At 65.5% G+C, this 22573-nt stretch carries 18 protein-coding genes; 10 read left to right on the forward strand and 8 right to left on the reverse strand.

The window, feature by feature from the left end; genetic code table 11:
- Positions 1-29: 29 nt before the first annotated feature.
- The 4 genes from rpe to SLT36_RS02065 all read right to left on the reverse strand — a co-directional run bounded on the left by rpe (position 30) and on the right by SLT36_RS02065 (position 7405).
- On the reverse strand, positions 30-704 hold the full coding sequence (rpe, locus tag SLT36_RS02050) for a ribulose-phosphate 3-epimerase (RefSeq protein ID WP_432285597.1): 675 nt from the start codon (positions 702-704) through the stop codon (positions 30-32).
- 247 nt (positions 705-951) lie between these two features.
- Entirely contained in the window at positions 952-4224 is a 3273-nt protein-coding gene (locus SLT36_RS02055) for an EB domain-containing protein (RefSeq protein ID WP_432285598.1), read from the reverse strand.
- An 11-nt stretch (positions 4225-4235) separates the two neighbouring features.
- Complete coding sequence (locus SLT36_RS02060; RefSeq protein WP_432285599.1) at positions 4236-6221, reverse strand: hypothetical protein; 1986 nt, start codon at positions 6219-6221, stop codon at positions 4236-4238.
- Positions 6222-6565: 344 nt separating this feature from the next.
- Positions 6566-7405 carry a DMT family transporter gene (locus SLT36_RS02065; RefSeq protein WP_432285600.1) on the reverse strand — a complete coding sequence of 280 codons (840 nt, stop codon included), beginning with the start codon at positions 7403-7405 and terminating at the stop codon, positions 6566-6568.
- Positions 7406-7616: 211 nt separating this feature from the next.
- Here SLT36_RS02065 and SLT36_RS02070 point away from each other — a divergent pair, with 211 nt between their 5' ends.
- From SLT36_RS02070 to SLT36_RS02105, 8 genes are all read left to right on the forward strand, one after another.
- Positions 7617-8642 (forward strand): ABC transporter substrate-binding protein, encoded by a 1026-nt coding sequence (locus SLT36_RS02070; protein WP_067965821.1) that lies wholly within the window; start codon positions 7617-7619, stop codon positions 8640-8642.
- Positions 8643-8724: 82 nt separating this feature from the next.
- Positions 8725-10224 carry a sugar ABC transporter ATP-binding protein gene (locus SLT36_RS02075; RefSeq protein ID WP_432285601.1) on the forward strand — a complete coding sequence of 500 codons (1500 nt, stop codon included), beginning with the start codon at positions 8725-8727 and terminating at the stop codon, positions 10222-10224.
- Entirely contained in the window at positions 10224-11210 is a 987-nt protein-coding gene (locus SLT36_RS02080; RefSeq protein ID WP_432285602.1) for an ABC transporter permease, read from the forward strand. The genes SLT36_RS02075 and SLT36_RS02080 overlap by 1 nt, the downstream gene beginning before the upstream one ends.
- On the forward strand, positions 11207-12196 hold the full coding sequence (locus SLT36_RS02085; RefSeq protein WP_432285603.1) for an ABC transporter permease: 990 nt from the start codon (positions 11207-11209) through the stop codon (positions 12194-12196). The genes SLT36_RS02080 and SLT36_RS02085 overlap by 4 nt, the downstream gene beginning before the upstream one ends.
- Positions 12193-13209: a LacI family DNA-binding transcriptional regulator gene (locus SLT36_RS02090; protein ID WP_432285604.1), complete on the forward strand. Its 1017-nt coding sequence runs from the start codon at positions 12193-12195 to the stop codon at positions 13207-13209. Before SLT36_RS02085 ends, SLT36_RS02090 begins: the two co-directional genes overlap by 4 nt.
- A gap of 22 nt (positions 13210-13231) precedes the next feature.
- Positions 13232-14476, forward strand: a complete 1245-nt coding sequence (locus tag SLT36_RS02095; RefSeq protein WP_432285605.1) for a Gfo/Idh/MocA family protein — start codon at positions 13232-13234, stop codon at positions 14474-14476.
- A gap of 60 nt (positions 14477-14536) precedes the next feature.
- Positions 14537-15442, forward strand: coding sequence for a carbohydrate kinase family protein (locus tag SLT36_RS02100; RefSeq protein WP_432285606.1), 906 nt, complete (start codon positions 14537-14539; stop codon positions 15440-15442).
- A gap of 214 nt (positions 15443-15656) precedes the next feature.
- On the forward strand, positions 15657-16532 hold the full coding sequence (locus SLT36_RS02105; RefSeq protein WP_067955308.1) for a DUF2189 domain-containing protein: 876 nt from the start codon (positions 15657-15659) through the stop codon (positions 16530-16532).
- 115 nt (positions 16533-16647) lie between these two features.
- On the opposite strand, the gene SLT36_RS02110 is transcribed toward SLT36_RS02105, so the two are convergent.
- Positions 16648-17937, reverse strand: coding sequence for an RNA polymerase sigma factor (locus SLT36_RS02110; RefSeq protein ID WP_432285607.1), 1290 nt, complete (start codon positions 17935-17937; stop codon positions 16648-16650).
- Positions 17934-18308 carry a YciI family protein gene (locus tag SLT36_RS02115; protein ID WP_192319367.1) on the reverse strand — a complete coding sequence of 125 codons (375 nt, stop codon included), beginning with the start codon at positions 18306-18308 and terminating at the stop codon, positions 17934-17936. The genes SLT36_RS02110 and SLT36_RS02115 overlap by 4 nt, the downstream gene beginning before the upstream one ends.
- A 188-nt stretch (positions 18309-18496) precedes the next feature.
- Between SLT36_RS02115 and SLT36_RS02120 the strand changes: the two genes are divergently transcribed.
- Positions 18497-19771 carry a 4-aminobutyrate--2-oxoglutarate transaminase gene (locus tag SLT36_RS02120; RefSeq protein ID WP_067965823.1) on the forward strand — a complete coding sequence of 425 codons (1275 nt, stop codon included), beginning with the start codon at positions 18497-18499 and terminating at the stop codon, positions 19769-19771.
- Between the two features lie 61 nt (positions 19772-19832).
- On the opposite strand, the gene SLT36_RS02125 is transcribed toward SLT36_RS02120, so the two are convergent.
- Positions 19833-20456: a TetR/AcrR family transcriptional regulator gene (locus SLT36_RS02125; RefSeq protein ID WP_432285608.1), complete on the reverse strand. Its 624-nt coding sequence runs from the start codon at positions 20454-20456 to the stop codon at positions 19833-19835.
- A 63-nt stretch (positions 20457-20519) separates the two neighbouring features.
- On the opposite strand from SLT36_RS02125, the gene SLT36_RS02130 reads away from it, so the two are divergent.
- Positions 20520-21065 (forward strand): DinB family protein, encoded by a 546-nt coding sequence (locus SLT36_RS02130; RefSeq protein ID WP_432285609.1) that lies wholly within the window; start codon positions 20520-20522, stop codon positions 21063-21065.
- Between the two features lie 54 nt (positions 21066-21119).
- Here the strand turns inward: SLT36_RS02130 and SLT36_RS02135 are convergent, their stop codons facing one another.
- Positions 21120-22352, reverse strand: coding sequence for an NAD(P)/FAD-dependent oxidoreductase (locus tag SLT36_RS02135; RefSeq protein ID WP_432285610.1), 1233 nt, complete (start codon positions 22350-22352; stop codon positions 21120-21122).
- Positions 22353-22573 lie beyond the last annotated feature (221 nt).

The raw sequence follows: 22573 nt of genomic DNA on the forward strand, positions 1-22573 counted from the left end.
GAGAGCCTTTTTCCCCTAATATCCAAGTCTCAGATTACAGCCTTGTCGGCAGCACCCCGGATCGCCTCGATGTTTGCCGCATAGGCCGAGGGTCCGCCCTTGAACACGGCATTGCCGGCGACGAGCACATTGGCGCCTGCGGCGGTGACCAGCGGTGCGGTTTCGGGCGTGACGCCGCCGTCGATTTCGATGTCGATCGGACGGTTGCCGATCATCGCCTTGACGCGCTTGACCTTATCGATCACCGCCGGGATGAAGGCCTGGCCGCCGAAGCCCGGGTTGACCGTCATCAGCAACACCAGGTCGAGGCGGTCGAGCACGTATTCGATCACCGATTCCGGCGTCGACGGGTTGAGCGAGACGCCGGCCTTCTTGCCGAGATTGCGGATGGTCTGCAGCGAGCGGTCGAGATGCGGGCCGGCCTCGGCGTGGACCGTGATGATGTCGCAGCCGGCGTCGGCGAAGGCCGCCAGATACGGGTCGGCGGGCGCGATCATCAGGTGGCAGTCGAACACCTTGTCGGTGCGGTTGCGGATCGCCTTGATGACGGGCGGGCCGAAAGTGATGTTGGGGACGAAATGGCCGTCCATGACGTCGAGATGGATCCAGTCGGCGCCAGCGGCGACGATCGCCTCGACCTCATCGCCGAGCTTGGAGAAATCGGACGACAGCACCGACGGCGCGATCAGGGTCTTGTTGCTCACGTTCAGGCCTTTCGAAAGGGGCAGAGCCGGTTTTCCGGACTGCCTAATGGCAGCGGCCGCCCTTGTCGAGCCGAGAATCCCGCCACATCGCAGCCAAGAGCAATTCCGGGGAGATGTGCGGCGGTTTTCCGACCGTAGTTGCGGAAAGGAAGCCAAGCCGGCCGCCACTCGAAGAATGGTGCCCCTCAGGCCTGAAAAGCAGACCCCCACCGGCCAAGGCCGGCGGGGGTCCATGCGTTCGCTCCGATCACTGCGGAATGATCTTGTTGTTGCTGGGCCGTTGAGGCTGCTGCTGCGGGATCAGGCCGCGCAACACATCCGGGTTGATCGGCATGATCTCGAGCGTCGGACGTTGGCGCGGGCGGCAGTTCGGATACTGGCCGACCGTGCCGCGCGGGCATTCACGCTCGATTGTCATGCACTGGCCGTTGACCAGCACCTCGCCGCGGCGGCAGACGGTGTCCTGACGGTCAGGCACGCAGCGGCCACGCACCAGCGACGTGCCATCGGGGCACTGCGCCGTCGGTGCCTTGCGGCACGCGCCCCTGATCAGCTCGGTACCGCGCGGGCAGATGCAGCGCCCGTCCTTGGTCCGGATCTGGCCAGGCAGCAGCGTGCACTGACGTACCGGCGGCACATCCCTGACGCAGCGGCCGTTCTTCAGCTCGGTGCCGCGCGGGCAGATGCAACGTCCGTCCTGCGTCCGGATCTGGCCCGGAAGCAGCGTGCACTGGCGCACCGGAGGCACATCCTTGACGCAGCGGCCGTTCTTGAGCTCGGTGCCACGCGGGCAGATGCAGCTTCCGTCCTGCGTCCGGATCTGGCCGGGCAGCAGCTTGCACTGCCGTTCCGGCGGCTGCTCCGGCCGCACGCATTTGCCATTCGACAGTTCCGTGCCGCGCGGGCAGATGCAGCGTCCGTCTTCGGTGCGGATCTGGCCCGGCAAAAGGCGGCATTGCGGTTTAACCGGCGGAACCGGCGTCACCGTGCCGCCATTGGGCACGCACTGGCCATCGCGGAAGTTCGTCCCCTCCGGGCAGACGCAGCGGCCTGCCTGGTTGAGCACGAAGCCTTCCGAGCACTGCTGCTTTTCTTCATGGTCGATCAGGAAGCGGTGGCAGGCATAGGGGCTGCCGCCAAGGCCGCCCGGAACTGCCGTGCCACCGGCCATATCGAGCCCGCGAACCGGCGTGTCGGGCGGAAGCACGGCAACGCAGTTCTGGGCCGGCGCCGGCCGCGGGAAGTTGGCAAGGCGACCATCGTCCGGGATTACCACCGTCACCCTGTGGACACGGCTTTCGCCGGCGCCGAGGCTGACGTTGGCGACACAGGACAGCGGCAGCGTCGTCGGTTCCGGCGAGCAGCCGAAGGGCGGTTCGATCGAGCTGATCGCAACGCCATCCAGCCGGCCGAGCCCGTCCACGCCGATCGCATCGCCGATGCGGACGGAGCCATTGAAGGGACCGGTGCCGCTGTTGGTGATGGTGATCTCGAACGTGCAGGGCTGGCCGGTCCGGCACAGCCGATCGCCGGTCTTCTGGACGCTCAGCTTCGGGCGTCCCGGATGCGGGATGCGCATCTCGGCACAGGCCTTGTTGTTGGCCAGCACCGTTTCATCAGGGATCGCCTGCACCTCACCGCAGTTGCGGATCGTGTCGGACTGGTAGTCCGCCGGCACGATGGCAACCACGGAGAGCGGCACCGACGCGCCCGGCACCAGCGCCACGCCGGGATGATCGCAGCGGAACTGACCGGGGCCGGCCGGACCGCAGGCCCAGGGCGGGGTCGGTCCGAAGGTCGAGGACGCCGGTGCTCCCGTGGGATAGTCGTCGATCACGGTCAGCGGGCCGACATAGTTTTGGGTGCCGTTGTTGTAGACACGGATCAGGAAGCTGCAGACACCGGCGGCGCTGCAGGACACCGAACGTGGGTCTTTGGTGATGCGCAGGTCGACCTTCTTCTCGACAGGCGGACGGCAATCGGGATCGCCGCGCTTGCAGATCGGAATGGTGGCGCAGGCCTTGTCGTTGTCGGTACGGCCAAACGCCTCGGGCTTGCCGCTCGCCGTGTAGTCGTACTCGGCGCAGTTGCGGATGAAGCGTGCCTCCCAGCCTGGTCCGGGCTTGAAGCCGATCTTGAGTTCGACAAACTCGCCGGGATCGAGTGTGGTCGCGGGATGCTCGCAGCTCATCGGGCTGGTTGCCGGCAGACAGGTCCAGGGCGGATTGGGCCCGGAATCTATCGTCGCATTGCCTGGCAAGGTCACTTCGTCGAGCACGATCTTGCCGTTGTAAGGGCCGTCGCCGACATTGGTAACGCGGATGGTGAAGTTGCAGCCGCCAAGATAGGTGCAGCGGGCAACGTCGGCGCGCTTCTCGACCTTGATGTCGGGCTGCTTTTCGGGCGGGCACCTGAGGTCGGGCGGAATGACGATATCGACGGTCTGGGTGCAGCACAGGCCGACCCCTTCTTCCGGACCGGCATAGGTCTCGATGCCGGTGACGATCAGATGCACGACATCACCTGGGCCGGCACCTTCGATCTCCCAGTGCAGCACGCCGCCACCAGGCGGAACGAGCTGCAGCGGCGGATCGATGGTGATGCCGGGCGTGGTGGTGCGAAGCTGCACCCAGCGGCCGGCCATCTCGGGTCCGACAGGCATGTTGTAGATGTAGGCGCCGCCGCCGGGCACGCAATCGACATCGCCTGTCTCAACCTTGAAGCACGGTCCGTCACCGCCTGGAGGCGGGGGCGGAGGCGGCTCGCAGTCGGTGACGTCGATGCGGATAGAGGTCTTTTCGCCGGTACGGAAGTCGCCGTCGTCGGGCTTGGACGGATCGTGCGAGGGGATCTCTATCGAGCCGGGGCCTGCCGAAAGCTTGACGAAGCCCTGATTGTCGACGACCGCGGGCGCCGGGAAGGCAGCGTGGTCGATCAGAGCCGTGATGCGGATGTCGATGTAGCGCTCGTTGGGTGCGCCGACGCCGTCGAGATCGGTCGCCGACAGGCGGAAGTCGGAAATCGTGGCCGTATCGTTGGGGTTGGTCGTGGTGCTGATGGTCGCTGCCGGCAATGGACCGCCGACGGCATCGGTCCCGTCACCTGATGCCTGGACGTTGACGATCGTCAACCCTGCGGCGACCTGGTCGCGGAAGTCCATCCGCAACGCCTTGAGGCCGTTGGCGAAGGCCGGATCAAAGAATTTCTCCGGATTGCCGCGGGCGCCGAAACGCAGGTTGTAGATGACATAGTCGCAATTGCGCTGGACGCCCTTCTTGGTAAAGAACGGCACGACGTCGTCGTGGCCGGGATGCGGTACGGCATGGTCGAGCCTCAATTCAGGCACGACCTCGGGCAGCGGTTGGGCTGCTGCCGGCGACAAGGGCATGGCGGCGAGCGCGATCCCTGCCGCCACCAGCCAGCGCGCGCCGCGCCTGGCAAATGACAGGGGTTTCATGATCGTCTCCATGACGGTTGGGTTGCTCTGCGTGGCGAGCAGGGCGGAGGTATGAATGGTCATCTCTCCCTCCCTCACGGTTCGCAGCTTGGGACGGGCGTTGCCAGCGGCACTACCACCTTGCAGCAAGGGTAGTAGCCGCCGTTGTCGGCGTCGGACTGCTTGTAGAAGCACAGGCCGACATTGACCGTGTCGCCGGGGAAATGCCCCGTCACCCCGATGGTGAACGGCGCGCCCGGAGCCTTGGTCTGTTGCAACGGTGTGATGCCGACGCCCGGCGTCCTGGAATCGGCCTTGACGGAATCGCCGCCGATGCCTGCAACGTCGCGGACATAGAGATCGGCCTCGAGCCCGGCCGGGGTGCAGAAATACTCGACCGCCTCGACGTCGAGACAAGGCGGGATGTTGCCGGGCGGCGGGAAGTCCGGCGGCCACAGCGGCGTCGGATAATCGCCCGGATAAGGGAGCTGCTCGTAGTAGCCGGCACGGCCTTCGCATGGCCGCCAGATCTCGACGTCGCCGACGTGACCCTCGACCTCGGGGTCCTCGTAGAAGCTGTCGAAGTCGACGAACCACGAGCCGAAGGGCGGAACGTTGGCCGGCTTGACGAGTGAGGTCGAGGTGATCTGCACGCCATGGACGGCAAGCGGACCGCCCGCGGCGAGCTGCTCGGCCAGGGCCGGATTGTCCCTCAGCTTGTCGCCCGTCTTGACGATGGTGTCGGTGCAGGCGTTGGGGTTGAGGAAGCCCTGCGCGTCATAGCCATATTGCAGGTCGATGCCGCCGGCCGACTGGCGATTGCCCTGGGGGAAACCGACAGCATATTCCTGCGGCACCGGCACCCAGATGCTTTCGGTCGCCGGATCGTCGGGGCTTTCGCGCCAGTAGCGGATGACCTCGCCATCGCCGGTGTCGGCGAACTGGCTGTAATCGTAGCGGTTTTCGATCTCGCCGCGCTGGGCCAGATACATGAAGCCCTTGTTGTCGAAGGCGATGTCGGTGACCGGAAGGTCCTTGTCGGCCGTAACCGTCAGCTCCCAGCGCGGATCGCCGGCGAATTTGCCGTCGCGGGCGATACCGACCGACCAGATCTCGGCCTTGTCACCGACCGCGTAGTAGACGCGGCCGCCATGGAAGGCTGTGCCCCAGACCCGACGTTCGTCCTGGGTGTAGCCCCAACTGTCGGGATCCTCGCTGTCGAAGGCGGCACCTTGGATGTCCATCACCGTGCCGTCGTCGGCAGTTGGCGCGAGCCCGCGCACCGGACGCCCCTCAACACCGTGGTCGAAGGTGTCGACCGCGGCGCCCGTTGCGTCGATGCGGTGGATCAGGCCGGTGTCGAGATCGGAGGCGAAGAACTGGCGATGAACCTTGTCGAATGTGACGTCGCCAATGCCGGGACCGCTGTTTGTGTCGATGTCGGCAAATTTGCTGACGGCACCCGAAATGCCGTCGATGCGCCAGATGGTGCCGGGTCCGCCGCCATTCTCCTCGCCGAACTGGCCGGCCATGAAAGTGGCGCCAGCCTTGCCGCGACGCTCGCGCTCGGGCCGACCGTCGGCGTCGGCGTCGGGCGTGACGATGCGAATGCCGTGCAGCGAGGTCGCGCCCGCGTAGAGGTCGGGTACGCCTGACGGGGTACCGTCGCGGACGCCATCGTCAAAGGTCAGGGCGAAGACCTGGCCGATCTGGCTGGCCAGGACCTCGAAGGGCTGCGGCGTGTTGACGAGCTGGCCGGAGGGTGGTCCGACAAGTGCTGAAATGTCGAAAACGCGCAAGGTTGCGCGCTCGGTGTCGATGAAGGTTTCGTCGACCGGATCGACGCCGGGTGGCAGCCCTTCCTCGAACCCAGGGATCACGGTGCCGAAAAAGCCGGTCACCGCCATCGATCCGGGATTGATGATCTGCGTTTCCTGGGCCTGTGCGGGTGGCGCCAGCCACAGGCCGGCGGCAAGCGCCAGGGCGGCCATGCCGGCATTGAGCGCCAGTGCTCTCAGGCGGAGGCTGGACGGTTCGGCTGGTCGCGCGAGCGCGCCGGAACCACCACGAAAGCACGGCATGGCACCTCTCCCGAGTTGGGTGGAAGAAGGTGCTGGCGCGCAAGCAAGTGCAAAGCGCTGATACCCGGCACTTTCCTCCCTTGCAGTCCTTAGAATGTCCCTCGGCGCGACGATACGACGGGGCTTACCTATGGTCAATGGAACAAGCCCGAAGCCCAACGCGTCCACCCTCTCCCTGAGGCGGTGGTCGCGCCGTGCTCCGGGTGCTCGCGGTGACCCGCAACACCTGGTGTCTGTGGTCATTGGCTTCTTTCCTTTGCTGACGCCGCATCATGCGGGGCCTGCGCATGGGTCGCGGTCGAACAGGAAAAGGTTCACGCCGTCTGAGGCCGGGATCGACGGTTTCAGCCCGGGCGGCGCGACGTGATCGCCAGCGCGACGCCCGACAGGATGCAGATGCTGGCAAACACCAGTCGGGCGGACAAGACCTCGGCTAGGAACACGGTGGCGCCCGCCGCCGCGATGACCGGGACTGTCAGTTGGACGACGGCGGCCTGGGTCGGCGTGAGACCGGGCAAGGCGCGATACCAGATTGCATAGCCAAGTCCCGAAGCCGCGACGCCCGAGGCAACGGCGAGGTAGACGCCGCGCGCGGTCACACCGGCGCCGAAGGTGGGCAGCAGGGCGAGCGGGATGCAGATCAAGGCGGCGCGCAGGAAATTGCCGGCGGTATCGCCAAGGGGGCTCGCCGAGCCGCGGCCACGCAGCGAGTAGATGCCCCACGCAATGCCCGAAACCACCATCAGCACGCTGCCGATGGCATCAGGAGCGTTGAGGCCGGGCAGCACGAGATAGAGAAACGCCGCAAAGGCAATGACCAACCCGGCAAGCTCGCGCAGGGTTGGCCGGGTTCGCCTGACGATACCCCAGAAGATCATGGTGCCCTGGACGGACGCGAAAAGCACAAGCGCACCCACCGCGGCGCCAAGGCGGAGATAGGCGAGCGAAAACGCCAAGGCATAAGCGAACAGGGCGACAGCCGACGGCCAGTTGCCGGGCCGGGCTCGAAAGATGCCGCGGCCGCGCTGCCAGGAGATCAGCAGCAGCAACGCCGCCGCGCCGGAGCACAGGCGGATCGCGGTGTAGGCAACCGCATCGATCGCGCCCCCGTCGAGCGCTGAACGCGCCAGCAGCGAGTTGGCCGCAAAAGCGATCATCGCCAGCACCGTCAGCAGAATGGTCACGGAACGGACCTCGTCTGTATTTGGCGACTGCATCAACGCCGCCGGATCCGCCATTGGACCAGCTGCGCGAACGTAACATGCCGGGAGCGACTGGTCGCGGTCGGCGTTTCGACATCACCCCGCCAGAATGCCGGAAAATCGCCATTGAAATCGATTACATTTTCAGCATATGATCCCTTGCAGCAGTTTTTCTGTGCATCGGGAGGAGTTTATGAGGAAATTTTCAGCACTGGCGCTCACCACCGTCGCGGCACTGGCCGTGTCGGCGTTCTCGACCCAGGCGGCCGACTACAAGATCGGCCTGTCCAATGGTTGGGTCGGCTCGGAGTGGCGCACGCAGATGATCGAGGAAGCCCAGGCCGCAGCGGCTGCCTGGAAGGACAAGGGCGTCAATGTCGAGGTCGTGGTGCAGAGCGCCAATGTCGACGTGCCCGGCCAGATCGCGCATGTCCGCAACTTCATCAGCGAAGGCGTCAACGCCATCATCATCAACCCGAACAGCCCGACGGCGTTCGACCCGGTCTTCGCCCAGGCCAAGGAAGCCGGCATCCTGGTGATCTCGACCGACGCCGAAGTGTCGTCGCCTGACGCCACCTATGTCGGCATCGACCAGAAGGCCTGGGGTGCGGCCGGCGCCAAGTGGCTCGCCGAAACGCTCGGCGGCAAGGGCAATGTCGTTGCCATCAACGGCGTCGCCGGCCACCCGGCCAACGAGATGCGCGTCGCCGGCTACAAGGAAGTGTTCGGCCAGTATCCCGACATCAAGATCGTCAACGAAGTCAACGCCAACTGGGATCAGGCCCAGGGCCAGCAGGCGATGCAGAACCTGCTCGCCACCTACCCCGACATCAACGGCGTCTGGGTGCAGGACGGCATGGCGGCGGGCGCCTGGAAGTCGATCATCGATGCCAAGAAGGAATCGTCGATCGCCGCCACCGGCGAGATCCGCAAGGACTTCATCGACATCTGGACCAAGGACAAGCTCAACTCGGGCGCCTCGGTGAACCCGCCCGGCGTCATGGCTTCGGCACTCAACGTCGCCGTGCTGATGCTGCAGGGCAAGGAACTGAAGGAGCCGGCAACGGCTGGCCAGTACAAGAACGCCATGTACCTGCCGATCCCGTTCATCGACAGCAAGAACCTCGCTGACGCTGCGAAGGCAGTCGACGGCAAGCCGGGCTACTATTCCTACACCAGCCAGCTTTCCATCGAAGACGCCGAAAAGCTCTTCAAGTAAGCTTCCTCCCAAGACGGGGGACGCGGCACCTGCACACAGGCCCGCGTCCCCGCGACCGACGAAGCATCGGGAAGCCACCACCATGTCGAAACTCATCATGCGCGGCGTAAGCAAGGCTTACGGCGCTACCTTGGCCTTGCGCCGCGGCGACCTAACGGTCGAGGCAGGCGAAGTGCATGTGCTGATCGGCTCGAACGGTTCGGGCAAGAGCACCTTGTGCAAGGTGCTGGCCGGCAGCGTGCGGCCGGACGGCGGCGAGATCCTGATCGACGGCAAGCCGGTCACCATCACCGGCCCGCATTCCGCACGCGCATCAGGCATCGGCATCTTCTACCAGGAGCTCAGCCTGGCCGGACATCGGACGGTTGCAGAAAACATCTGCCTGCCCGACATGCCGGGCGGCATCTTCGTCGACCGCGCAGCACTGGAGAGCCGGGCACAGCGTTACATCGCTTTGTTCGACACCGTTTCCGGCGAGGGCTTCTCGGCCGAGGCAGTGGTCGAGAACCTGCGCGCCGACCAGCGCCAATTGGTCGAGATCATGAAGGCGCTGGCGACCGAAGCACCCATCACCATCTTCGACGAACCGACATCGGCACTCGACCGGGCCCAGGTCGACCGCTTCTTCGACATCCTGCGCGACCTCAAGGCCGCGGGCCGCAGCATCATCTTCATCTCGCACCGCATGGATGAGATCTTCACCATCGGTGACCGCGTCACCGTCATCCGCGACGGCGAGACGGTCGGCACCAAGAACATCGCTGACACCAATCCCGGCGAGGTCATCAGGCTGATGGTCGGCGGCCAGGACGAGCTGGCGCCCGGCGCCAGCGCACCGCCGGCGGAGGCCGCCGATCGCAAGGCACCGGTGCTGACGGTCTCTCGTTTCTCCGGCAAGGGTTTCGCCAATGTCGGCTTCGAGGTCGCCAAAGGCGAGATTCTTGGTTTCGGCGGCCTGCATGGCCAGGGCCAGTCGGCGGTGCTGCGCGCCATCTTCGGCGCCACTCCCTCGAATGGCGGCACGCTCACATTGGCGGGTTCGACTTTTACGCCATCTGACCCACGCGCGGCGATCCGACGCGGCCTTGCCTATGTCTCCGGCGACCGCAGCCGCGATGGCGTGATCCAGGGCCGGCCGATCCTCGAAAACGTCACGCCGATCCATTATCTCCGCCAGAAGCTGTTCCTCGCCCGACCCTCGGCATTGGCCGAGCGGGTCAAGCCGGCGCTCGAGGCGCTGCACACCAAATTTGCCGGGCTCGGCCACCCGATCAATTCGCTGTCAGGCGGCAACCAGCAGAAGATCGTCATCGCCCGTTGGCTGATCGACCGGCCCGACGTGCTGTTGCTCGATGATCCGACCAAGGGTATCGACCTGTCGGCCAAGGCAGATCTGTTCGCGCTGATCCGCCAGCTCGCCGCCGAGGGCATGGGCATCGTGCTCTATTCCTCGGAGGATGCCGAGCTGCTCAACAATGCCGACCGCATCCTCGTCTTCAACGGCGGTGCGGTGCGCCGCGAACTCACCGGCGCCGACAGAACGCGCTACAATCTCTACCAGGCAGCTTACGAGGCCGCGTGATGACAGCCGCGTCCCTTCCCTCCAGCAAGCCGGGCGGATTGAAGCGCCTCGTCGAGCGCCATCCGTTCCTGCCGGCGCTGGTCATCGCCATCGTCTTGCTTGCGCTCAACGGCCTCTACCAGCCGCGCAGCGTAAGCTTTGCCGGCATCACCGGCCTGACCAAGACCTATCTGGCGCTGATGATGCTCGCCATCGCCCAGACCTATGTCGTCTATGCCGGCGACATCGACCTGTCGGCAGGCGCCATCGTCTCTTTGGTCAATGTCGTCATCGTGGTGACGATGGAGAAGCTGGGCGGCAGCGGCTTCTCGGTGGTTGCAGCGCTCGGCATCGGGCTCTTCGTTGGCCTCGCCTGTGGCATCCTGAATGGCATCGTGGTTGCGGCGCTCCGGCTACAGGCGATCGTCGCCACCTTCGCCACCTCGATCTTCTTCACCGGGCTGGCGCTCTACGTCATGCCGGTGGCCGGCACGCCGGCGCCCGCCGCCTTCTGGCGTACCTATGGCGGACGCTTTTTTGAGATTCCGTTTGTCTATTTCGCCGTGGCTCTGCTGGCGATCGTGCTCTACGTGCTTGCCCGCACAAGGCTCGCAACGCAGTTGCTCGCGGTCGGCGACGATGCGCAGGCTGCCTACCAGAGCGGCCTGCCGGTGACGAAGATCCGCGTCCAGGGCTATGCGCTCTGCGGCCTGTTTGCGGCGCTCGCCGCCTTCTGCATCACCGGCGACACGGCCAGCGGCGACCCACTTGTCGGCGGCAAGATGACCTTGTTCTCGGTGGCGGCGGTGGTGCTAGGCGGCAGCGCGCTGTCGGGCGGTTTCGGCACCGTCGTCGGCTCGATCATCGGTGCGCTGATCATCGGGCTGATCAACTCGCTGGTGTTCTTCGTCGGCACGCCGTCGGAATGGCAGAACCTGGTCCAGGGCCTCGCCATCCTCGTCGCCCTGATGGCGGGCATCCTTGTCGGACGGAGGGCACGCGCATGATCGCAGCAACCCAAACGCCAGCGGCAGCCCCCTCGCCGGTGCTGACCTTCCTCAAGCAGCCGCTGGTGGTGGCGCTGATCCTCATCGCCGCGCTCTTGCTGCTCGGCGAGGCGCTGTCGCCCGGCTTCGCCTCGGGTCAGCAGATCCTGCGCCTGCTCATCGTCGCCGCCCTGCTCGGCATCGTCGCCGCTGGCCAGAACCTGGTCATCCTTGGCGGCCGCGAAGGCATCGACCTGTCGGTCGGCGGCGTCGTCTCGCTCAGCGCCATCATCGGCGGCAATCTGATGAACGGTGCGGATAGCGGCATCCTGCCTGCGATCCTCGGCTGCATCACCGCCGGTGCCCTGATCGGCCTGTTCAACGGCCTCGGCGTGACGCTGCTGCGCATCCCGCCGCTGGTCATGACGCTCGGCATGCTCGGCGTGCTGCAAGGTCTTCTCGTCGTCATCCGCAACGGCATCCCCTCGGGACGCGCCGCGCCCGGTCTGTCGCAGTTCGTCACCCAGCCTTTCCTCTTCGGCCTGCCCGGTATCATCTGGCTGTGGGTGGCGATCGGCCTGCTGATGGCCTTCATGCTCGGCCGCACCGTGTTCGGCCACCGTATCTACGCCATAGGCTCGAACGAGCAGGCGGCCTTCATGGCCGGCGTCCCGGTGAAGCGCACCCGCATCGCCCTGTTCATGCTGTCGGGCGCCTTCGCCGCGGTCGCCGGCATGTGCCTGATCGGTTATTCCGGCTCGTCCTTCGCCAATGTCGGCGAGCAGTACATGCTGCCTTCGATCATTGCGGTGGTGTTCGGCGGCACACCGCTGTCGGGCGGCAAGGGCGGCTACACGGGCACGATGGCGGGCGCCGTGCTGCTGGTCGTTCTCCAGAGCATCCTGACGACAGTGCATATCGATGAATCCGGGCGGCAGATGGTGTTCGGCGCGACCTTGCTGATCCTGATGCTCTTCTACGGCCGTGGCAGGGCGATGCGCACATGAATGAGCGACCCAAGATCAAGGACATCGCCGAGCGGCTGGGCGTTTCCGCAGCCACCGTGTCGCGCGCGCTTTCCGACAGCGGCCTCGTCGCCGAGCCGACGCTGAGCCGCATTCGCGACATGGCGCGCGAGATGAATTACCGGCCCAATGTCAGCGCCCGCAACCTGCGCACGCAGAAGGCGATGGCGGTGCTGATGGTGGTACGCGACGTCGGCAACCCGTTCTACCTCGAGATCCTCAAGGGTGTCGAAGCGACCGCCCGCGCCGCCGGCTATTCGGTGCTGATGGGCAACACCGAAAACGACTCCGACCGCGAAATCGAGTATTTCGACATGCTGCGCGACGGCCATGCCGACGGCATGATCCTGATGACAGGCAAGCTGCCCCGGCGCGAAGGTTTTGTCGCCTCGGTCGAAGGCGGCGCGCCGATCGTGGTGGCGCTGGAGGAGATCGAGGACGCCGGCTTCCCGCATGTGATGATCGACAACGCGGCGGCCGCCCGCAACGCCGTCGAGCATCTGATCGGCCTTGGCCACAGGCGCATTGCCCATGTCTCCGGCCCGGTGCCGGAGATCATGAGCGTCGACCGCCGCGACGGCTATCGCGCCGCAATGCAGGCCGCAGGCCTCGCCATCCCGGACGGCTACGAGCAGCGCGGCGACTATCTGCTGCACACCGGCCAGCGCCTGTGCCGGGCGCTGTTCGAACTGCCCGAGCCGCCGACGGCGATCTTCGTAGCCAACGACGAAATGGCCTTCGGCGTGATCCACGAATTGCGCAAGCTCGGCCTCGACGTGCCCGGCCAGGTCTCGGTCGTCGGCTTCGACGACCTGTTCCTGAGCGAAGCCTTCTATCCGCCGCTGACGACAGTCAGCCAGCCGCGCACCGACATCGGCCGCGCCGCCATGACCATGCTGCTCGACCTGCTGTCGGGCGGTGCCACGCCGCGCAAGCCGGTGATGCTGCCGACAACGCTCAAGGTCCGCGGCACCACGGCGCCGGCGCCGAAATGATTTCAGTTCCAGGGGACCTCACATGACCGGATTGCCCAAACAGCGGCTGCGCGTCGGCTTCGTCGGAAGCGGCTTCATCGCGGAATTCCACCTCAAGGGCATGCTCGGCGTGCGCAATGTCGATGTCACCGGCGTGTTCAGCCGCAAGGCCGAGAACCGCGCCCGCTTCGCCAGCCGCGTTGCCGAACTCGGCTTGGGCGACTGCACCAGCCACGACAGCCTGGAATCGCTCGTCAACGCCGACAATGTCGACGCGATCTGGATCCTGTCGCCCAACTACACCCGCCTCGACGTGATGCGCACATTGCATGCCGAGGTGAAGGCCGGCCGCAGCAAGGTGATTGCGGTTGCCTGCGAAAAGCCGCTGGCGCGGACCATCGCCGAGGCGCGCGAGATGCTGCGCCTGGCTGAGGACGCCGGCCTCAATCACGGCTATCTTGAGAACCAGGTGTTCTGCACGCCGGTCATCCGCGGCAAGGACATCATCTGGCGCCGCGCCGCCTCGGCCACCGGCCGGCCCTATCTGGCACGCGCGGCCGAAGAGCATTCCGGTCCGCACGAGCCGTGGTTCTGGCAGGGCGACAAGCAGGGCGGCGGCGTGCTGTCCGACATGATGTGCCACAGCGTCGAGGTCGCCCGCCATCTGCTGACCAAGCCGGGTGCCCCGCGCAAGTCGCTGACCATCAAGCAGGTGAGCGGCACCGTCGCCAATCTCAAATGGACGCGACCCAACTATGCCGACCAGCTGCGCAAGCGCTTCGGCAGCGAGGTGGACTACCGCAACCGCCCGTCCGAAGATTTCGCCCGCGGCACCATCCTGCTCGAGGACGAGGACGGCAACGAGCTGGTGATCGAGGCGACGACCTCCTGGGCCTATGTCGGTGCCGGCCTGCGGATCCAGCTCGAACTGCTCGGGCCGGAATATGCGATGGAGTTCAACTCGCTCAACACCGGCCTCAAGATCTTCATGTCGCGCGAGGTCAAGGGCGAAGAGGGCGAGGACCTTGTCGAGAAGCAGAATGCCGAACAGGGTCTGATGCCGGTGCTGGAAGACGAAGCGGGCGTCTATGGCTACACCGACGAGAACCGACACATGGTCGAGTGCTTCCGCAAGGGCGAGACGCCAATGGAAACCTTCCATGACGGGCTCGCCGTGGTCGAGATCCTGATGGGGCTCTACCGCTCGGCGGAGATTTGCGGTTCGGTCAGCTTCCCGGCTCCGGAACTCGAAAACTATGTCCCGGTCGTGGCCCGCATTGGTGCCTGACCAGACCATTCGGCGGCCGCGCCATGTGTGTGGCCGCTCTCTTGCATCACAGGCCATCCCATGACCGTTCCGCCGCTGCTGGTTCTCGGCAATGTCAATGTCGACCTCGTGCTCGGCGAGGTCGACGGCTGGCCTGCCGTCGGCACCGAAGTGATGGTCGACCGCTCGGAGATGCGGCCGGGCGGCTCGGCCGGCAACACCGCGCTGGCGCTGTCAGGCATGCAGGTCGCACACCGCATGATCGCCTCGGTCGGCAACGACTCGAACGGCGCGTGGCTGAGCGGCCAGTTCGACCAGCCATCGACCGAATGGATCGTCGAACCCTGCGAGACGACGCTGACCGTCGGCATCGTCCACAAGGGTGGCGACCGAGTGTTTTTCACCACGCCCGGACATTTGCAGCGCGCCAGCCTCGACGACCTTATTGAACGCCTGTCCGGGGCGCCAGGCGAAAACGCCTTCGCGTTGATCTCGGGCGGCTTCCTGATGCCCGCCATCGAGGCAGGCACCAGCAAGCTTCTGGCGGCGCTTGCGGCCAGAGGCTGGCGCACGGCGATCGATCCGGGCTGGCCACCCGCCGGCTGGAGCGCGACCAACATGCAGCGTCTGGGCGAATGGATCGCCGCTGCCGACGTGTCGCTGATCAATGCCGAGGAAGCCAAGGGACTTGCCGGCATGGACGATCTCGAAGGCGCGGCCGAGCTTCTGGCCGGGCGTATCGGCCCATCGCATACGCTCGTCATCAAGGACGGAGCCGGAGGCGCGCATGCCTATGCCGGCGGGGCACATTTCCACGCCGCATCGCCGAAGGTCCAGGTGATCGACACCGTCGGCGCCGGCGACACCTTCAACGCTGCCTTCCTCGCGGCGCTCGCCAAGGGCCGGACGCTTGCCGAAGCTCTGGCACGCGGCACCGACATCGCCGCGCGGGCGATCTCGACCTTTCCGCGCCGCTATTGCAGCTGACGCCAGAACGCCTCCACGCACTCTGCCTGGACCGCTTCGGCGGCGGGCAAAGCCACCTTGTTCGATGACCTTTGCGTGAGCCATCGGCTGCACGGTCGCGCAGGGTCGTCAAATCTCTCGAAGCACGCTATGATTTGCCCAGGTGAAGGTCGCGGTTTGGCGTGACCACTCATGCCAAGCGCAGGCCGCGACCCACCCCAACGGAGGAGTGGTCATGGCAAGTTTCCATGTGTACGCAGGCGCCACCAATACGATCGAGCATCCCGCCATCCGGCGGATAACGGTCGCTGATGTGTTCGACGCGCTGCGACGTGGCTTGGACGACTTTTGGGACAAGCCGTCGCATTACGTTTTCCTGTGCCTGATCTACCCGATCGTCGGGGTGTTCCTGATCACATGGACGTCGGGCGGCAACGCCCTGCAGCTCATTTTCCCGCTGATGTCCGGCTTTGCCTTACTGGGTCCCTTCTTCGGCATCGGCCTCTACGAGATCAGCCGAAGGCGTGAGCAGGGCCTCGACACATCCTGGAGGCATGCCTTCGATGTCAGGCATTCGCCGGCCATCCCGGCAATGGTGGCCATCGGCATCATGCTGCTCGCGCTGTTCGTCGCCTGGCTTTTTGTCGCGCAGGCGCTCTACAGCTGGCTTTACGGAGCCGACGCCCCGCTGTCGATGGCAGCGTTCTTCAGCGATCTCTTCACCACCCAGCGCGGCTGGACGCTGATTCTCCTCGGCAATCTGATCGGCTTCCTGTTCGCCCTGGTCGTGCTCTGCACCACCGTCGTCGCCTTTCCGCTGCTGCTCGACGCCGATGTCGGTGCCTATGCCGCGATCGAGACCTCGGCACGGGCGGTGCGGGACAATCCAGTGCCAATGCTTCTGTGGGGCCTGATCGTCGCCGTCGCGCTGCTGATCGGGTCACTGCCGTTCCTGGCTGGCCTCGCCGTCGTCATTCCGGTGCTCGGTCATGCCACCTGGCACCTCTATCGCAAGGTCGTGGACGTTCCGGCCGACAAGAAGACGCCGCTGCCTCCGTCTCCCGAGCAGGGGGAAGACAGGCACTTCCCGTACTGGCTGCGCGGGTCCTAGCCGAATCTGACGCAACCTTCTCCCCGTAACGGGGGAGAGGGTTGTCTGCTGTGAAGGGCTGAGGGTGCTGGCGCGCGGCATCGACATCGCCGCGTAGATACCTGGACCCGCGCGACTAATGCAGCTGACGGCTTGGCGCCTTGGCATTCGGCTTCGCTGCCGGCGACGGCACTGAGAGCCGATCGAGATGCATGCGGATGTGGGCGGCTTCAGCTGCGGTGTTGGCCAGTGCGATCGCTCTGTCGAAGGCTTCGCGCGCTTCGTCGGTGCGGCCGAGCTGCATCAGCAACCCACCCCTCACACCGAAGAAGTGGAAGTAGCCCGACAGCTTCGGCGCCAGCGGCTCGATCAGCTTCAGCGCCGCCTCAGGTCCGCGCAGCTTGGCAAAAGCAACCGCGCGATTGAGCGTGACGACTGGCGACGGCGTCATCGATTCCAGCACCGAATAAAGCAGGTCGATCTCGGCCCAGTCGGTATCCTCGGGCCGGGCGGCGCGGGCATGGAGTGCTGCGATCGCCGACTGGATCTGGTAGGGGCCAGGTCGACGGTGGCGCATCGCCTTGTCGATCAACGCCAGGCCTTCGTCGATCAGCGCCTTGTTCCACAGCGTGCGGTCCTGATCCTCCATCAGCACGAGCTCGCCCTCGGCATTGAAGCGGGCGGCAGCGCGGGCATGCTGGAGCAAAAGCAGCGCGGTCAGGCCCATCACCTCGGGCTCGGTCTGGAACAGGCGCAGCAACAGCCGCGCCAGCCTGATCGCTTCCTCGCACAGCGGCGCGCGGTTGGCGATCTCGGTGGCACCGGCGGAATAGCCTTCGTTGAAGACGAGATAGACCATGGCAAGTACGGCCGCGACGCGCTCCGAGCGCTCCACCGGGCCAGGCGCCTCGAACGGCACGTCGGCATTGGCGATGCGCGCCTTGGCGCGGGTGATGCGTTGTTCCATGGCGCTTTCGCCGACGAGGAAGGCACGGGCGATCTGCTTGACCGACAGGCCGGAAACGATGCGCAGGGCGAGCGCCACCTGCTGCGTCGCCGGCAGATCGGGATGGCAGCAGATGAACAGCAGGCGCAGGATGTCGTCGCGATAGTGCTGGCCGTCGAGCCGTTCGGCGATGTCGGCCTCGGCGTCCTCGAGGTCGGACACCAGCTCTTCGGCCGGCAGCGGCGCCTGCTTGCTCTGGCGGCGGGCAGCATCGATGCCGGAATTGCGGCCGACGAAGATCAGCCAGGCGGCCGGATCACGCGGCGGTCCCTTCTCCGGCCATGTGCGCAAGGCGCGCAGGCAGGCCTCCTGGAACGCTTCTTCCGCCGTGTCGAGGTTGCGGAAATAGCGAAGCAAGGCCGCCACGGCCTGCGGCCGGGCGGAAGAAAGTGCCGTGTTGATCCAGGCCGGGTCGGTCATGCTGCCTCTTTTCCGGGGAAAAATGCGCCTATCGGGCGCAGTTCGTAAGAGCCGCCGCCAGGATTGGCTTCCGCCAGGTCCTTGGCCACGGCCACGGCATCGTCGAGCGTCTCGCAATCGACGACGTAGAAACCGAGGAACTGCTCCTTGGTTTCGGCAAAGGGCCCGTCGATGACCAATGGTTCGTCCCTGGTCTTGCGCAGGGTGGTTGCAGCCGTCGTCGGCATCAGCCGGGCCACCGGCCCGAGCCTGCCCTGGTCGCGCAGCTTGCCGGTGACCACCTGCAGGCGCGCCATCACCTCGTCGTCCTGCTCCTTGGACCAGGCGCAGACGACGTCTTCGTTGTTGTAGCAAAGGATGGCGTAGAGCATCTTTTCAGTTCCTTCATGACTAGGACGCGCGAGAATGTGCAATTCCGACAAGGCGTCGGCAACTTTTTTCGCCGGCCGCGAGGACCAATGCCTGCGATCACCGTGACGGCTTGTGAAAAACCGGGAGAGGTGCAGATATGACGCCGGTTTGGCGCCTGCAAGGTGCCGGCGAGGTTGGAGGACCACCGATGAAAAACGCCGAAATTTCACAGCGCAAGATGCAGACCATTGCCCGCGGCGTCGGCATGACGACGCAGGTCTATGCCGACCGCGCCGAGAACTCCGAGATCTGGGATGTCGAAGGCCGCCGCTACATCGACTTCTCTTCCGGCATCGCCGTCGTCAACACCGGCCATCGCCACCCGCGTGTCATCGAGGCGGTCAAGGCGCAGCTCGACCGCTTCACCCACACCTGCCACCAGGTCGTGCCTTATGAGAGCTATGTCAGGCTCGGCGAAAGGCTGAACGCGATCGCGCCGATGAAGGGCGACAAGCGCACGATCTTCGTCACGACAGGCGCCGAAGCGGTCGAGAACGCCGTCAAGATCGCCCGCAACGCCACCGGCCGCCAGGCAGTCATCGCCTTTGCCGGCGGCTTCCACGGCCGCACATTCATGGGCATGGCGCTGACCGGAAAGGTGCAGCCCTACAAGGCAGGCTTCGGCGCCATGCCGGCCGACGTGTTCCACGCGCCCTTCCCGGTGCCGCTGCATGGCGTGACGACGGCCGATGCGCTGGCGGCGCTCGACCGGCTGTTCAAGGCAGATGTCGACCCGGCGCGGGTGGCGGCCATCATCATCGAGCCGGTGCAGGGCGAAGGCGGCTTCTACGAGGTGCCGCGCGACTTCATGACGGCGCTGCGCAAGATCTGCGACCAGCACGGCATGCTCTTGATCGCCGACGAGGTTCAGACCGGATTTGCCCGCACCGGCAAGATGTTCGCCATGGACCATCATGACGTCGCGCCCGACCTGATGACGATGGCGAAAAGCCTCGCCGGCGGCTTCCCGCTTGCCGCCGTCACCGGCCGGGCCGAACTGATGGACGCGCCCAATCCAGGCGGCCTCGGCGGCACCTATGGCGGCAGTCCTATCGGCGTTGCGGCAGCACACGCCGTGCTCGACGTCATCGAGGACGAAAAACTCTGCGACCGCGCCAATCAGCTCGGCGCGCGGCTCAAGCAGCGGCTGGAATCCTTGCGCGACGACGTGCCGGAGATATCAGACATCCGCGGCCTCGGCTTCATGAATGCTGTCGAGTTCAACGACGCAAAGACCAAGCTGCCCTCGGCCGACTTCGCCAACGCCGTCAGGCTCAAGGCGCTCGACAAGGGCCTGATCCTGCTCACCTGCGGCGTCCACGGCAACGTCATCCGTTTCCTCGCGCCAATCACCATCCAGGACGACGTCCTGACCGAGGCGCTCGATATTCTGGAGGCGTCGATCCGGGAAGTGCGGACATAGGCTGCTTGCCGACGCAAAAGGTCTCCTCCGGCATCGCAATGAATGGTGCCGGAGCCGACGTTCAGTCCGCAACTGTGAGATAGGCCCGCACCAGCCGGATCAGCTCCTGTTTCAGCTCCTCGGAGCCGAGCAAGCCGCGACGGGCGGCGTTGTGAACCACGCCGTCCATCAGGTCGGAAAGAACCATGCCGGCAACCCGCTCATTCGCCCCCGATCGCGAGGTCCGATAAGCGGCGACAGCGGCGGTGTAGTGACCGAGATACTCGGCTTCGAAAGCGCTGTTGGGATCCCTCATGCTCTCGGAGCTCTGAGCCTCGTCGAGAAGCCTGCGATGCAGCCCCGGATTGATGCTGTGCGCCGCGAACATGTCGCGCACGATATCCTCGGCAAATTGCTCGACGGTCTTTCCCTCGCGCAGCGACCCGCGCATGACGGCAAGGCAATCGTCGAGATGGCGGCGCCGAATGGCCTCGACCAGCGACTGCTTGTCGGGAAAATACTGGTAGAGCGATCCGATGCTCACACCCGCCAGTTCGGCAACCTTGTTGGTGCTGAAGTCGTCCCAGCCCTTCTCGCCCAGAATGTGAGCCCCGGCCTCGATGATCGCCTCGACGGTCGCTTGCGAACGGCCCTGCCGCGGCAGCTTGCGCATCGGGGAGTTCGATATCGCAATGCGAGTAGACACTTGGACTGCTCCGGACGATCAGGACGTTACTCACATTTGCACACAGACAAAAGGAGCCTCGCGATGAGCGGTCTTCTGCACACCCTGTTCGGCTATCACACCTGGGCCAATGCAGATCTGTTCGGCAAGCTGGAAGAACTCGACCCGGAGCGGCACGGAGCGGAGCTGGCCAGGGCGTTGCGGCTGATCAGCCATTACCATGTCGTCGCCCGGATTTTTGCCGCGCATCTGAGCAGCGAGACGCACCGTTACACCTCGGACAATGTCGCGCAAACACCGACCCTTGCGGATTTGCGGTCGGCCGTCACCGAATCGGACCGGTGGTATCTCGACTATGTCGAGCATGTACCATCAGGCCGGCTGACCGAGCGGTTGGCATTCATGTTCACCGACGGCGACAAGGGATACATGTCGCGGGAAGAAATGCTGGGCCATGTCATCCTGCACGGCGGCTATCACCGCGGCGAGGTCGGCCGCATCCTGTCGCAGCTTTCCATCATGCCGCCATGGGATACGCTCGCCGTCTACCTCCACCAGACGGAACCGGCGCGCCGCCTGCAAGGCAGCCAAGCACCCATATCCGCCCCAACGGCAGCAGTCCCAGGCTAGCGCGGGTCCTCAAATCCACGGGTAGATTGGCTCACCAGCGGGGTTCTCGAGCGATTACCCCGCCGGCAACGCCGCCAGTGCAGCCTTGAGCGCCTCGGCCCCACCCGCCACCTGCTCCGTCGTCGGCGAGAAGCCGAGGCCGAGCATCTTGCGGCCGAGCATGTGGTCGGCGGGACGATTGACGGATTCGATGGCGACAAGGCGGTCGCCGATGAAATGGAACACCGAGAAGCGGTTCTCGGTCGGATCGCCCGACAGGATCTGGCGGTCGCTGCCGGCGGTCAGGCCAACCATCTGCAACTTCATGTCGCCAATGTCGGACCAGAACCACGGTACGGCGACGTAGTCACCGGGATGGCCAAGAACCGTGCGGGCGGCGAGCTTGGCCTGGTCAGTGGCGTTCTGCACCGATTCCAGGCGCACGTCGCCGCCGGTCTGCCAATGGCGGTAGCTGGCGTTGTCGCCGATGGCGAGAATGTTCTCGACCGAGCTGCGCATGGCCGTGTCGATGCGGATGCCGTTGGCGATCGCCAGCCCCGCCGTCTCAGCCAGTTCGACATTGGGCACGACGCCGATGCCTGTTATCACCATCTTTGCCGGCAGATGCTCGCCGGAAGAGGTCAGCACGCTCGCGACATGGCCGTCCTCACCTTCGATGCGCTCGATGGTGGTCTTGAGCAGGATGCGGACACCCGATGCCGTCAGGCGCTGGCGCACATGTTCGGCGATCAGGGGTGCCACGGCGCGGCCGAGCAGGCGGTCGAGCGCCTCGATCACCGTCACCTTGCGGCCGCCGGCGGCGAGCGTGGCGGCGATCTCCAGGCCGATGAAGCCGCCGCCGATGACGACGACTTCCTCGCAGGCAGCGCTCTGCTCGCGGATCAGCCGGGCATCGGCCACAGAGCGAAGCGACAGCACGCCTGCGAGATGGGTACCCGGAAGCGGCAGCACTCGCGGACGCGAGCCGGTGGCGAGGATCAGGTGATCGTAGACGAGGTCGCCGCCGTCGGACAGCGACAGCCTGTTGGCCGCCCTATCGATGCGTTCGACCAGCGTTCCGGGCCTGAAGTCGATGGTGTGGCCGGTGTAGAAGACCTCGCCGCGCAAGGGCTGCGGCTGGGCGGCAGCATCCTTGATGAAGGTCTTGGACAGCGGCGGCTTGTGGTAGGGCAGCTCCTTCTCGTCGCCGAGCAGAATGACCGGGCCGTCGTAGCCCTCCTCGCGAAGGCTGGCTGCAGCCTGCACGCCGGCATGGCCGGCCCCAACAATCACCACACCGTTCTTCATGCTCGCCTCTGCAACAAAGGAAACCTCTACCGAAATGACCGCTAGGGACTTCCACCGCAAGGGGCCATGAGGTGATTTCATGGCTGACAGGCAGGATTTCATGGCTGAAAGGCGGCAGGATCCTGCCAGGCAACGTGGCCTGCCGACGCTGCATCGCGGCGCTACCTGATGTCGCAGCCTGCTGCCGATGCGTCTCGCCATGTCCCGAGCCATGTCTCGAC

It is taken from the genome of Aminobacter sp. BA135, from assembly GCF_050859125.1.
GTDB classification, from domain to species: Bacteria; Pseudomonadota; Alphaproteobacteria; order Rhizobiales; family Rhizobiaceae; genus Aminobacter; species Aminobacter ciceronei.

Excerpts from the sequence above, each read along its gene's own strand:
- SLT36_RS02085 (WP_432285603.1), top strand. The coding sequence starts at position 11,207 with ATGATCGCAGCAACCCAAACGCCAGCGGCAGCCCCCTCGCCGGTGCTG.
- SLT36_RS02120 (WP_067965823.1), top strand. The coding sequence starts at position 18,497 with ATGAAAAACGCCGAAATTTCACAGCGCAAGATGCAGACCATTGCCCGC.
- SLT36_RS02130 (WP_432285609.1), top strand. The coding sequence starts at position 20,520 with ATGAGCGGTCTTCTGCACACCCTGTTCGGCTATCACACCTGGGCCAAT.
- SLT36_RS02105 (WP_067955308.1), top strand. The coding sequence starts at position 15,657 with ATGGCAAGTTTCCATGTGTACGCAGGCGCCACCAATACGATCGAGCAT.
- SLT36_RS02115 (WP_192319367.1), bottom strand. The coding sequence starts at position 18,308 with ATGCTCTACGCCATCCTTTGCTACAACAACGAAGACGTCGTCTGCGCC.
- SLT36_RS02095 (WP_432285605.1), top strand. The coding sequence starts at position 13,232 with ATGACCGGATTGCCCAAACAGCGGCTGCGCGTCGGCTTCGTCGGAAGC.
- SLT36_RS02100 (WP_432285606.1), top strand. The coding sequence starts at position 14,537 with ATGACCGTTCCGCCGCTGCTGGTTCTCGGCAATGTCAATGTCGACCTC.
- SLT36_RS02070 (WP_067965821.1), top strand. The coding sequence starts at position 7,617 with ATGAGGAAATTTTCAGCACTGGCGCTCACCACCGTCGCGGCACTGGCC.
- SLT36_RS02060 (WP_432285599.1), bottom strand. The coding sequence starts at position 6,221 with ATGCCGTGCTTTCGTGGTGGTTCCGGCGCGCTCGCGCGACCAGCCGAA.
- SLT36_RS02075 (WP_432285601.1), top strand. The coding sequence starts at position 8,725 with ATGTCGAAACTCATCATGCGCGGCGTAAGCAAGGCTTACGGCGCTACC.
- SLT36_RS02055 (WP_432285598.1), bottom strand. The coding sequence starts at position 4,224 with ATGACCATTCATACCTCCGCCCTGCTCGCCACGCAGAGCAACCCAACC.
- SLT36_RS02110 (WP_432285607.1), bottom strand. The coding sequence starts at position 17,937 with ATGACCGACCCGGCCTGGATCAACACGGCACTTTCTTCCGCCCGGCCG.
- SLT36_RS02135 (WP_432285610.1), bottom strand. The coding sequence starts at position 22,352 with ATGAAGAACGGTGTGGTGATTGTTGGGGCCGGCCATGCCGGCGTGCAG.
- SLT36_RS02090 (WP_432285604.1), top strand. The coding sequence starts at position 12,193 with ATGAATGAGCGACCCAAGATCAAGGACATCGCCGAGCGGCTGGGCGTT.
- SLT36_RS02080 (WP_432285602.1), top strand. The coding sequence starts at position 10,224 with ATGACAGCCGCGTCCCTTCCCTCCAGCAAGCCGGGCGGATTGAAGCGC.